Annotated in this window: 8 protein-coding genes; all 8 read right to left on the reverse strand. The window is 64.5% G+C overall.

All coding sequences use genetic code 11. From position 1 onward, the window contains the following. Positions 1 to 126: 126 nt before the first annotated feature. A complete protein-coding gene (locus tag ACWAT4_RS37375) occupies positions 127 to 744 on the reverse strand; it encodes a tetratricopeptide repeat protein (protein ID WP_449729422.1) in 618 nt (205 codons plus the stop codon). Positions 745 to 864: 120 nt separating this feature from the next. Continuing rightward, a complete protein-coding gene (locus tag ACWAT4_RS37380) occupies positions 865 to 2334 on the reverse strand; it encodes an AMP nucleosidase (RefSeq protein WP_212302684.1) in 1470 nt (489 codons plus the stop codon). Positions 2335 to 2548: 214 nt separating this feature from the next. Next, on the reverse strand, positions 2549 to 3883 hold the full coding sequence (locus ACWAT4_RS37385) for an HlyD family type I secretion periplasmic adaptor subunit (protein WP_212302685.1): 1335 nt from the start codon (positions 3881 to 3883) through the stop codon (positions 2549 to 2551). Then, positions 3880 to 5628: a type I secretion system permease/ATPase gene (locus tag ACWAT4_RS37390; RefSeq protein WP_212302686.1), complete on the reverse strand. Its 1749-nt coding sequence runs from the start codon at positions 5626 to 5628 to the stop codon at positions 3880 to 3882. Before ACWAT4_RS37390 ends, ACWAT4_RS37385 begins: the two co-directional genes overlap by 4 nt. 271 nt (positions 5629 to 5899) lie before the next feature. After that, positions 5900 to 6169 (reverse strand): GlsB/YeaQ/YmgE family stress response membrane protein, encoded by a 270-nt coding sequence (locus tag ACWAT4_RS37395; RefSeq protein WP_212302687.1) that lies wholly within the window; start codon positions 6167 to 6169, stop codon positions 5900 to 5902. Between the two features lie 238 nt (positions 6170 to 6407). Continuing rightward, positions 6408 to 7823 carry an amidase gene (locus tag ACWAT4_RS37400; RefSeq protein WP_212302688.1) on the reverse strand — a complete coding sequence of 472 codons (1416 nt, stop codon included), beginning with the start codon at positions 7821 to 7823 and terminating at the stop codon, positions 6408 to 6410. After that, a complete protein-coding gene (locus tag ACWAT4_RS37405; protein ID WP_212302689.1) occupies positions 7820 to 8017 on the reverse strand; it encodes a hypothetical protein in 198 nt (65 codons plus the stop codon). The genes ACWAT4_RS37400 and ACWAT4_RS37405 overlap by 4 nt, the downstream gene beginning before the upstream one ends. Positions 8018 to 8285: 268 nt before the next feature. Further along, positions 8286 to 10517, reverse strand: a complete 2232-nt coding sequence (locus ACWAT4_RS37410) for a CHASE2 domain-containing protein (RefSeq protein ID WP_449729423.1) — start codon at positions 10515 to 10517, stop codon at positions 8286 to 8288. Between the last annotated feature and the right edge of the window lie 16 nt (positions 10518 to 10533).

Below are 10533 nucleotides of genomic sequence, written 5' to 3' on the forward strand. Positions count from 1 at the left end.
CCCGTTCGTACCCCGAACGGGACAATGCTGAAAATCTCACGCTTTGTCACCACCCGCGCCAGGAGACAGGGCCGTCATTGGGAGCCGATCGACAGCGAGGCTGCATCGATCGGCGCCTCTTTGGACCTAGTAGGCGAGCGCCGTACCAGTCGGCTTGTCGAGCGCCGCGGCCAGCGATCGATACTCCTCGCAATCCGTCCCGCAGATGGCCGCAATCCGGCTCAAATGATAGAGCGCCTGTTCGCGGTTGCCCCGCTCGAGCTGCCACAGCCCGTAATACTGCCATGTCAGGACGTGGTTCGGATCCGCCTTCAACGCGCGCTCGTACCAGACCTGCGACTGCTCGTAGTCGCCAAGCTTGCGGTAGGAATAGCCGATCAGGTTGGCGACATTCGGATGGTCGTCATGGCCGAGCGACTTCAATTCCGCGATCGCGGTCGCATAGTCGTTGCGCTCGTAGATGGTGTCATAGGCCATGCGGTAGCCGGCCGCGAATCCGGGATCGTCGATACTGGACTGGTTGTTCGCCTTCTTCCCTTTCTGGGTCGCCTTAGTGCCTGAGCGCTTCGGATAGACCGGCTGCGATTGCTGCTGACCCGAAGAGCTTGCCGCAAAGGGATCGGTGGAACCGGCCCCGCCCCCGCCGCCTCCACCACCGCCTCCACCTGCGGCAAATGCCGGCGGGCTCAACAAGACTGCCGCGAATGTACCCAGCGTGACGAGCCTGATCATCTTCGTGAACATCTCCGCCTCTCGTGTTGTTGCAAGCGGCCCCGGACCAATTGATAACCCTGCCTTGGCGGCATTATTCCGGAAAGCTCTGATCACGGTGACGTCAGTGTTCGTGCGACAGTTCTGTTGTCCTTACTGGAACGCCACCTCGGCGAAGCTGCGGAGCTTGCGCGAATGCAGCCGCTCCGATTCCTGCTGCTTGAGCCGCTCCAGCGCCTTCAGGCCGATCTCCAAATGCTGGCCGACGCGGCGGCGGTAGAACTCGCTGGCCATGCCGGCGAGCTTGATCTCGCCATGCAGCGGCTTGTCGGAGACGCATAGCAGCGTGCCGTAGGGCACGCGGAAGCGGTAGCCGTTGGCGGCGATCGCGGCCGATTCCATGTCGAGCGCGACCGCGCGCGATTGCGACATGCGGCGGATCACTTCAGGTCCGGAGATCTCCCAATTACGGTTGTCGACGCTGGCAACGGTGCCCGTGCGCATCAAGCGCTTGAGCTCGAAACCTTCGAGACCCGTGACGTCCTCGACCGCCTGTTCCAGTGCCACTTGCATCTCCGCCAGCGCCGGGATCGGCACCCACAGCGGCAGCTCGCGGTCGAGCACGTGGTCCTCGCGCACGTAACCATGCGCGAGCACGTAGTCGCCGAGCCGCTGCGTATTGCGCAAGCCGGCGCAGTGCCCGAGCATCAGCCAGGCATGCGGCCGCAGCACCGCGACGTGATCGGTGACATTGCGCGCGTTGGACGGACCGGTGCCGATATTGATCAGGCTGATGCCGCGATAGCCTGATGTGACGAGATGGAAGGCCGGCATCTGCGGCATGCGGACGGGCGCATCGCCGCTCGTCGCGCCGCCGCTGCGCGTGATCACATTGCCGGGCGCGACGAAGGCTTCGAGGCCGGCCTCGCCGGATTGGAGCCGCTGCTGGCACGCTTGCGCGAAGGCATCGACATAGAACTGGTAGTTGGTGAAGATGACGAAGTTCTGGAAATGCTCGGGATCGGTGCCGGTGTAGTGGTAGAGCCGGCGCAGCGAGTAGTCGACGCGGGCGGCGCGGAACAGCGACAGCGGCTCGGGCGTGCCCGGCCGAAGCTCGAACGTGCCGTCGGCGATGGAATCGTCCATGGTCGCGAGATCGGGCACGTCGAATGCATCGCGCAGCGATCGTGCGACAGGCGAATTCTCGCTGGTGGTGATGGCGGCTTCGATGTTGATGTCGCGGCGATAGGCAAAATGGATCGGGATCGGCTCGGCGGATTCGCCGATCTCGACGGGAACGCCGTGGTTCTGGATCAGGAGACCGATCTGCTCGGTCAGATAGCTGCGGAACAGATCCGGCCGCGTCACGCTGGTTTCGTGCACGCCGGGGCCCGCGACGAAGCCATAGGCGAGGCGCGAATCCAGTCGCGCATGGGTCGCGGTGGTGAGGCGGACGAAGGGATAATAGGCCCGCACCCGCGTCGTGATCGCCTCGCCGCTGACATAGGCCTCGAACCGATCGCGCAGGAACTTTGTGTTGCGCTCGTAGATCTCTTCGAGACGGGCGACCGCCGCGGATGCTTCGGAGAAGGATTTGGTGGCGATGGAGGGTGGAGATTGCATCGTTCGACCGCCGGGTTGTTGCGCCTGAGTCGAACTATAACAAAGAACGAGGTCGCGTAGGGTGGGCAAAGCGGAGCGTGCCCACCTTCTTCAATTTCCGCGGGGAATGGTGGGCAGGGCGTTTTGCGCCTTTGCCCACCCACGAGACCGAATCTGCCGTTCGAGATCCCGGATACGCGCTAAGCGCGCTCCGGGATAGCGCGCTTTTCGCCCGTCACTTCTCGCGGAAGGCCCGCATGAACTGGTCGTGCAGCGGCTTCAACAGGTACGACAGCATGGTGCGATCGCCGGTCTGGACGAATGCTTCCACCGGCATGCCGGGGATCAGCTTGGAATCGCCGAGCCGGGCAACCTCCTCGGCGGACATCGAGACGCGGATGGTGTAGTAGCTCTGCCCCGTGCGCTGGTCCGTGGTGACGTCGGGCGAGACGCGGCTGACGACGCCATTGAGCTCGGGCGTGGTGCGCTGATTGAACGCGGAGAGACGCAGCAGCGTCTTCTGGCCGATTTGCAGCTTGTCGATATCGACCGGATTGACCTTGGCCTCGACCTGAAGGTCGTCGGCCTGCGGCACGATCAGCATCAAGGTATCGCCCGCAGTGACGACGCCGCCGACGGTATGCACTGTCGATTGCAGCACCATGCCGTCCTGCGGCGCGCGAATGTCGACGCGGCGGAGCTGGTCTTCGGCGGCGACTTTACGCTCGATCAGCTCGCCGCTCTTGTCGTTGGTCTCGCGCAGATCCTTGGAGACCTCGCTCACCATGTCCTTGTCGACCTGGATGATCTGCAGCTCGGTCTCGGTGATCTTGCCCTTGGCTTGTGCTCGCGAAGCGATGTACTGCGCACGTTCGCCGTTGAGGCGGGCGCTGTCGCGCTCGAGCGTGGTCAGGCGCGAGATCTGCACCAGATGCTTGTCATAGAGATCGCGCACGCCGGTCAGTTCCTGCTGCACCAGCACGATCTCCTTGTCCTTGGCTTTCTCCTGCGCCTGGAGACCCTCGATCTCCTCGTTGAGCTGCTGAATGCGCTCGCGGAGCTGCGCCTTCTGGCCGGCGCGGCCATTGACGCGAACGTCGAACAGCTTGCTTTCGCTGTCGAGCAGCGTCTTGACGTCCGGGTCGGCGGCACGATCGAGCAACGATTGCGGGAACTCGATCTTGTCGAGACCACGCTGCTCGGCCTGAAGCCGCGCAGCGCGCGCCTGCGCGGCGTCGAGATTCTTGACGACGATGGCGAGGTTGGCCTTGGTGACGGTGTCGTCGAGCCGCACCACGATGTCGCCGGCCTTGACCACGTCGCCGTCATGGGCGCGCACCTCGCCGACCACGCCGCCGGTCGGGTGCTGCACCTTCTTGACGTTGGATTCGACCACGACCTGGCCCGGCGCGATCAGCGCGCCGGAGATCAGCACCGTCGAGGCCCAGCCGCCGAGGCCGACGGCGAGGAACGCCACGATTCCGATCCCGAGGATCAAATGAAATCGGATCGATTCCCGCACGGTCTTGTTCGCAGCAGGCTTCGTTCCGCCAACCGTCATCGTGCTCATGGTTTGGCCACTCCGCCTTCGCTGACGATCTTGATCGGCGCCGGCGGCGCCACGCGGGGCTGAAGCACCTGGGCGAGCACCTGCTCCTTAGGACCGAAAGCCTGCATGCGGCCGTCGCGAAGCACCAGGATCTGGTCGACCGCCTCCACGCCGATTGGGCGATGCGCGACCACGACGACGATCGCACCGCGTTCGCGGGCGCTGCGGATCGCGCGGGTCAGCGCCTCGTCACCTTCGGTGTCGAGATTGGAATTGGGCTCGTCCAGCACGATCAGGAACGGATTGCCGTAGAGCGCGCGCGCCAGCGCCACGCGCTGGGCCTGGCCGGCCGAGAGCGCAGCGCCCTGCTCGCCAACCTGCGTGTTGTAGCCCTCGCGCATCTTGATGATCATCTCATGCACGCCGGCTTCCTTGGCTGCCGAGATGATGCCGTCGGAGGTCGCCTCCGGATCGAAACGGCTGATGTTCTGCGCGATGGTGCCGCCGAACAGCTCGACGTCCTGCGGCAGATAGCCGATGTAGCGACCGAGCACGTCGGACGACCATTGGTCGAGCGCCGCGCCGTCGAGCCGGACCTTGCCGCGGACCGGATGCCAGACGCCGACCAGCGCGCGGATCAGCGAGGATTTGCCCGAGCCGCTCGGTCCGATCACGCCGAGGCCGTTGCCGGCTTCGAGCGCAAAGGTGACGTCCTGGACGATGATGCGCTGGTCGCCCGGCGCCACCATGGCGACGCCTTCGATCGACAGACGGCTGGTGGGCGCCTGCAACTGGGTCGGGGTTGCCTGCGCCGGCATCTGTTCCAGGAGGCGGCTGAGACGATGCCAGCTCTGGCGGGCCGCGACGAAGGACTTCCAGTGCGCGATCGCGAGATCGACCGGCGCCAGCGCGCGGGCCGAGAGGATCGAGCCCGCGATGATGATGCCGGCGGTCGCCTCCTGGTGGATGACGAGATAGGCGCCGACCGCAAGCACCGCCGATTGCAGCATCATGCGCAGCACTTTGGCGATCGCGCCGAGACCGCCGGCGACGTCGCTCGCACGCTGATTGCCGGCGAGGTATTTTTCGTTGGCCTCGCTCCAGCGCTGGTTCAAGCGGCCGGCCATGCCCATCGAGACCAGCACTTCGGCATTGCGGCGGCTGGACTGAGCTAGGTCGTTGCGCTGGGCGGCGAGGCCCATTGCCTCCTTCGCCGGCTGGCGGGACAGGAACTCGGTGACCAGCGTCAGGCCGACCAGGATGAGGGCCCCGACCAGCGCGGTCACGCCGATCATGACATGGAAGGCGAAGCAGATGCCGAGATAAAGCGGCAGCCAGGGCAGATCGAAGAACGCGCTCGGGCCGGCGCTGCCGAGGAAGGAGCGGACATTGTCGAGGTCGCGCAACGGCTGCAGCCCTTCGTTGCGGTTGCCGACCAGGAGCGGCAGGCGCACGATGGTGTCGAACACGCGCTTGTTCAGGGCTTCGTCGAGCGCCGTGCCGACCCGTCCCAGGATGCGGCTGCGGATCATGTCGAGCACGCCCTGCGCCATATAGAGGCCGCCGGCAAGGACGATCAGGCCGACCAGGGTCGGGATGCTGCGGCTCGGCAGCACGCGGTCGTAGACCTCCAGCATGAAGATCGACCCGGTCAGATAGAGCAGGTTGATCATGCAGCTCATGAAGCCGACGCCGAGGAACGCCGTGCGGCAGGCACGCAGCGCCTCACCGAGCTCTGAACGGCGGAGGCCGGGAACGGCTGCCATCAATCTGATCTCTTTCGGGTAAGGGGCAAAACCCCTGATTTCCAAAGCCCTGATTGCAAAGGCAAATCGAGGCGTACTCGCCGCGGATTAATATCGGGTATTCCCCGCGTGCAACGCAATCGAATTCATCCGGGCCCTGGTCACATCTACCCCGGATGGCCCGATGCGCAAGTCCGGTATTTCACAGTCTTTGCGGCTTTTTCTAGCAAAGACGGCCGCCTCTCCCCAAAGCGCGCGGGGAGAGGCGGCCGTTCCGCTTCAATCGAACCTGTTAAAGCCGGCCGCCGCCGCGCACCAGCCGCACCACCAGCAGCAGAATGATGGCACCGATGGCGGAATAGATGATCTCCGAGACCAGCCCGAGGCCGAGATGGATGCCGAGCTTCGGGAACAGGAAGCTCGCAACGAACGCGCCGGCAATGCCGATCACGATGTCGCCGATGATGCCGAACCCGCTCCCCCGCACGACCTTGCCGGCAAGCCAGCCGGCGACCAGGCCGACGAACAGGATGATGATGAGGCTTTGACCAGAAATGTACATAAGTTGAAGTCCCTCTCCGTGAACGAGGGGCATGGAACCGGAAACGGGATGAATGGAGTCTGAATGGCGTTCGGGGCGAACCGAGACGAAGTCATTCAGACACAAAACGCGAAAACAACCCCATGCACAGTAGAAATGCCCCTCCGGCGCGGCCCGGAGTGGATTGTGACAACACCAAGCCGGCGCAGAGGATTTTCAAAGGAAACCGCTCGAAGCCGCCGGCTCGGCGAGAGCTTTGTCATGCCGGCAGATTGGGCACCCGGTCGTGATAGTCGGTGACGCGCTGGAAGGCGGCGCCGATGGTGAGCAGGGTTGCTTCATCGAAGGAGCGGCCGATCAGCTGCATGCCAACCGGCAGGCCACTCTTGGTGAAGCCCGACGGCACGGTGAGCGACGGCAGGCCCAAAAAGTTGACCGGGCGGGTGAACAGCGTCAGCCGCTGCAACAGCGCCGGCGCGTTGGGTCCGCCGCCGACATCGCTTTCCTCGATGGTTGGCGCCGGTATCGGCGAGGCCGGAGCGATGATCGCATCGACGGCTGATGTCGCGGAATTGTGCGCAGCGAGTGCCGGTCCGCGCCAGCGCATCGCCTCGAGATAGGTGACCGCGGGAACGGCGAGACCGTTCTGAAGCCGCATCAACGTCTGCGCGCCGTAGTCCTGCGGACGCTCGATCATCCAGCGCTTGTGGAAAGCGGCGGCTTCGGCGGCGAGCACCAGCTGGCTCGCGGAGGACAACTGCCGCTGGTCCGGCAACTCGACCTTGACGATGTCGGCGCCTTCGCGCTTGAGCACCGCGATGGTCTCGTCCAGCACGCGCGCAACCTCGCTGTCGAGATCATCGACATAGAAGGATGCGGGCACGCCGATCTTGAGGCCCGTCAGCGAGCCCTTGGTCGCGGCCACATAATCCGACAGCGGCGCGTGGCTGCAGGTCGCGTCCTCCGGATCGGGCCCGGCCATCAGCGCCAGCAACAAGGCGCAGTCCTCTGCGGTGCGCGCGAGCGGGCCGACCGTGTCGAGCGATTGTGACAGCGGCATTGCGCCGGCGCGGCTGACGCGGCCGACCGTGGTCTTCAATCCGGTAACGCCGCAGAAATGCGCGGGCATGCGGATCGAGCCGCCGGTGTCGGAGCCCAGCGCCGCATAGGTCAGCCGCGCCGCGACCGCCGAGCCGGAGCCCGACGACGAGCCGCCGGTGATATGCGCGACATTCCAGGGATTGCGCACCGGGCCGTAATGCGCATTGTGGCCGGTCGGGCCATAGGCGAACTCGGCCAGATGCAGCGTGCCGAGGCGGATTTGCCCGGCATCCTTCAGTCGCTGCAAGGCGGTCGAGGTCACCGTCGGCACGAAGTCGCGACGGATCAGCGAGCCGCAGGTCGCGACCTTGCCGGCGTCATAATACATGTCCTTGTGCGCGAGCGGCACGCCGTGCAGCGGACCGCGCACCTCGCCCCTGGCGAGCTCGGCATCCGCGGCTTCGGCGGCCTTCAGCGCGGCTTCGGACTCGATCGACATGAAGGCGTTGAGATGCGGCTGCCATTGCGCGATGCGATGCAACAGCGCGCGCGTCACCTCATGCGAGGATAATTGCTTCATCGCGATCGCACGCGCGACCTCGGTGAGCGTCATCAATGCGGGCTCAGAGCTCATTTCGACACTTTCTGCATCTGCGCAAGCGGAAAGAGTGCGGGCTCGAGGTCGAACGGCAGCGTGCCGGCGACGGCCGCGAAGCCTTCGAAGGCCGGTCCAATCGAATTGGAGATCCGGGTCGCGATCTCATCGTCCACGGCAATGCCGGCGATTTGCGCAATCGGCCTGATTTCCTTCGGTGTCGGTCTCGTCATGCGGTCATCTCCGTGGGCGCGAGGCGGCCCATATTATCCAGTGATCGAGTGAGCGCGGCAAGCACCGCTGTCGTAGGGTGGATATGGCTACGCTCGCGGCTCCACCTCCACTGTCGTCCCGGCGCAGGCCGGGGCCCATAGCCACAGGATTGGGTTTGGCGACGGCGGCCAACTCCGATCTCGCACAACAACTTCTGCTGCGGAGTATGAGTCCCGGCCTGCGCCGGGACGACACTGTAGTTGAGGCGCGACCGAGAACTCTCACGCCCTACTTCGTCAGCAGCGCATAGGCGCCGGTCCAGCCGTCCGGCGGCGGATTGGTCTGGAAATCCCTGATGCGTGCCTCGTACAGCTTGAACAGCTTTTCCAGCGTGTCGGCATCCTCGCTGCGGCGGCCACGCGCGATGGCGTTCAGCGCGCCCTGCCAGTCGCGGCCGCGGTAGCAGCCGAGCATCTCGATGGTGATGTTGCGCAGGCGCTGGAACGCAGCGGACTGCATCACGTCTTCGCGGCCGGCGATCGCGTAAATCACCTCCGGCTCGCTCTTGCCCTTGACCATGATGAAGTCGAGCTCGAGGATCGCAAACCTGTCCTTGACGGCGAGCGCGGTGCGGGAGCCGACGATGATCGGGAAGCCATATTCCTTGGTCTGGCCTTCCAGGCGCGAGGCCAGGTTCACGCTGTCGCCGAGCACCGAATAGTTGAATTTCTTGTCGGACCCCATGTTGCCGACCACGCCGATGCCGGTGTTGAGACCGATGCCGACATTGAGCGGAATGTAGACGTGACCGCCCTCGGCGGCCTCCTGCTCGCGCTCCTTGTTGACCTCGTCGATCTTCTCGAGCATGCCGACGGCCGCCTCGCAGGCGTTGACTTCATGCGTCTTGTCGTCGACCGGCGCATTCCAGAACGCCATGATGGCGTCGCCCATGTACTTGTCGATGGTGCCCCTGTGCGCCCGGATCACGTTGGTCAACGGCGTCAGAAAGCGGTTCATCAAGGTGATCAGGCCTTGCGGATCGTGCTTGTAGCTCTCGGAGATGGAGGTGAAGCCGCGCACGTCGGAGAACATGATCGTCATCTCGCGCTCCTCGCCGCCGAGCTTGAGCTTTTCCGGCGACTGCGCGAGCTGTTCGACCAGCTCCGGCGACATGTATTGGGCGAACATGCCGCGGATCTGCACGCGCTGCCGCTGCTCGCGCACGAAGCTTGCGAAGATGAAGGTCAGGTAGATCGCGGTGGTCGACAGCAGCGGATAGGTGAAGTCGATGAGATAGCGGTACTGCGCGTAGAAGAACCAGGACGTGCCGACCAGGATGGCGGCGAACATCGCCCCCGCCAGCACCAGCCGGACCGGGCCGAGATTCGGCGTGAAGATGATGACGAGGATGCCGATGATCATCGCGGCGAGCAATTCGACGCCGAGCGCGTAGTTCGGCTGGGAGATCACGGCGCCGCTCAGCACGCTTTCGAGCACCTGGGCGTGGATCTCGACACCCGGCATGTTCGCCGTCACCGGCGTAGTCTTGAGGTCGTTCAGCCCGACCGCGGAGGTGCCGATCAGCACCAGCTTGCCGTTGATCTTGCCCGGCGGCACGGTGTTGTCGAGCACGTCGGCCGCCGAGACGTAGATCGACGGATCCTGGCGCGCATAGTGCACCCAGAGCTGGCCATTCTTGTCGGTCGGGATCTCGACGCCCTTGAGGCGCACGGCGCGGATGCCGGTCTTGTCGGTGCGAACCAGCAGCGTCGGCGTTCCCGTGACGACCCGCAGGATCTCGAGACTGAGCGAGGGCATGATGTTGCCCTGGGCGCGCATGATCATCGGCACCCGGCGGATCAAGCCGTCGCGTTCGGTCTTGATGGTGAACAGGCCGCGACCGGCCGCGACCTTCTCGATGACGGGAACGTTGCGCAACAGGCCGGGGAATTCGAACAGGAATTTTTCGGCATTGTCTTCGCCGACCGTCGCGACGCCTGTGAAAGGAAGGGTCTTGTCGAGCTCGGCCCCGATCGCCGGCTGGCCGGTCTCGCCCAGCACAACGCGCGAGCGCTTGATCGCATCCGAGAGAATCTGATCGTTGCTGGGTAACTCGCGCAGCTTGGTGCGGGTGACGTCGTCCAGATAACGCATCTGGTTGGCGACCAGATCAGGATTGAGCCGGTCGGGCTCGGAGAATACGACGTCGAATCCGATCGCAACTGCACCGCTGTTGGTGAGGTTGATGATCATGTCCGCAATCCGGGTGCGCGACCACGGCCATTGGCCAAACTTGGCAAGGCTCTTGTCGTCGATGTCGACGATGGTGACCGGCCGCACCGTCTTGTGACGGGGATCGACCAGCTGGAACAGGTCGAAGGTGCGCAGCCGCAATTCCTGGACCGGCGGCGGATCCCAGACGCGCAAGGCCGCAAAGACGACCAGCAGCACCAGGCACACCAGCCGCGCAAAGCCGAACTTTTGCGCGAACCACCGGCGCCAGATTTTGAGACGTTTCATGATGATGGGATATCAC

This window comes from Bradyrhizobium sp. T-1 (assembly GCF_053592855.1).

Bases quoted from the DNA above. Each gene is read 5' to 3' on its own strand.
- ACWAT4_RS37405 (WP_212302689.1), bottom strand. From the start codon at position 8,017: ATGACGAGACCGACACCGAAGGAAATCAGGCCGATTGCGCAAATCGCC.
- ACWAT4_RS37375 (WP_449729422.1), bottom strand. From the start codon at position 744: ATGTTCACGAAGATGATCAGGCTCGTCACGCTGGGTACATTCGCGGCA.
- ACWAT4_RS37395 (WP_212302687.1), bottom strand. From the start codon at position 6,169: ATGTACATTTCTGGTCAAAGCCTCATCATCATCCTGTTCGTCGGCCTG.
- ACWAT4_RS37390 (WP_212302686.1), bottom strand. From the start codon at position 5,628: ATGGCAGCCGTTCCCGGCCTCCGCCGTTCAGAGCTCGGTGAGGCGCTG.
- ACWAT4_RS37410 (WP_449729423.1), bottom strand. From the start codon at position 10,517: ATGAAACGTCTCAAAATCTGGCGCCGGTGGTTCGCGCAAAAGTTCGGC.
- ACWAT4_RS37385 (WP_212302685.1), bottom strand. From the start codon at position 3,883: ATGAGCACGATGACGGTTGGCGGAACGAAGCCTGCTGCGAACAAGACC.
- ACWAT4_RS37400 (WP_212302688.1), bottom strand. From the start codon at position 7,823: ATGAGCTCTGAGCCCGCATTGATGACGCTCACCGAGGTCGCGCGTGCG.
- ACWAT4_RS37380 (WP_212302684.1), bottom strand. From the start codon at position 2,334: ATGCAATCTCCACCCTCCATCGCCACCAAATCCTTCTCCGAAGCATCC.